At 61.0% G+C, this 1,082-nt stretch carries 1 protein-coding gene; it reads left to right on the top strand.

The window, feature by feature from the left end; genetic code table 11:
* Window positions 1–17: 17 nt before the first annotated feature.
* Window positions 18–1,082, top strand: a 1,065-nt coding sequence (locus tag NKH98_RS32905; RefSeq protein WP_352904315.1) for a porin, incomplete at its 3' end; no start/stop codon positions are given.

The raw sequence follows: 1,082 nt of genomic DNA, 5'->3' as shown, positions 1-1,082 counted from the left end.
TGACTGGAGGTCAGAAAATGAACATCAAGAGCCTGCTTCTCGGCTCCGCTGCGGCACTGATCGCAGTATCCGGTGCGCGCGCCGCCGACGCCGTCGTCGTCGCCGAGCCGGAACCCGCTGAATACGTCAAGATCTGCGACGTCTACGGCGCTGGCTACTTCTTCATCCCCGGCACCGAAACCTGCCTGCGCATCGGCGGCTACATCCGCTACGACATCGGCGTCGGCGACGTCGGCGCGTTCACCGGTGCGACGTCCGGCGACCATGAGGACGGCGATGAGAACGACACCTATTGGAAGCGTGCCCGCGCCACCTTCAAGACCTGGACCGGCCAAGAAACCGAACTCGGCACCTTGAAGACCTACACCGAGACCCGCTTCAACTTCGGCAACCGTCAGGGCTACGCTGTTTATGACGACGTGAATGACAGATTCCTGGTTAACGCTGCCGGCAACTCGGGCGTTTCGCTGAACTTCGCCTGGATACAGCTCGGTGGCCTGCGCGTCGGTAAGGACGAATCGGCCTTCAACACGTTCATCGGCTACGCCGGCAACGTCATCAACGATACGCTGGTTCCTTACGGTGATTTCGACACCAATGTCGTCCAGTACTACTTCGATTTCGGCAACGGCTTCTCGGCGGTGGCCTCGCTCGAACAGGGCGCGGGCGTCGTCGGCACGATCGACAGCTATGTTCCGCACGTCGTCGGCGGTCTGAAGTGGACGCAGGGCTGGGGTGCCATCACCGGCGTCGTTGCTTATGACAGCAACTACGAAGAAGTGGCCGGCAAGGTTCGCCTTGACGTAAACGCCATGCAGAACCTGACGCTGTTCATCATGGGCGGCTACGGTACCGACGACAACCTTTCGGATCCGACCTATGCAACCCCCGCCGGTGGCCGCGGCTTCTACAAGCAGTGGGGCGGCAATTGGGCAGTCTGGGGCGGTGGCACCTACACCATCAACGAAAAGACCTCGTTCAACCTCCAGGCGTCGTATGACGACGACAAGAACCTCGGCATCGCGGCGAATGTCGCCTACGATATCGTCCCCGGTCTGACGATCACGGCCGAAGTCGACTAC

Origin of the sequence: Mesorhizobium sp. M0833, from assembly GCF_040319905.1 — a bacterium.
Lineage (GTDB): Bacteria > Pseudomonadota > Alphaproteobacteria > Rhizobiales > Rhizobiaceae > Mesorhizobium.
The sequence above is the reverse complement of the archived record's forward strand: the minus strand, read 5'-3'. Positions and strand labels throughout refer to the sequence as shown.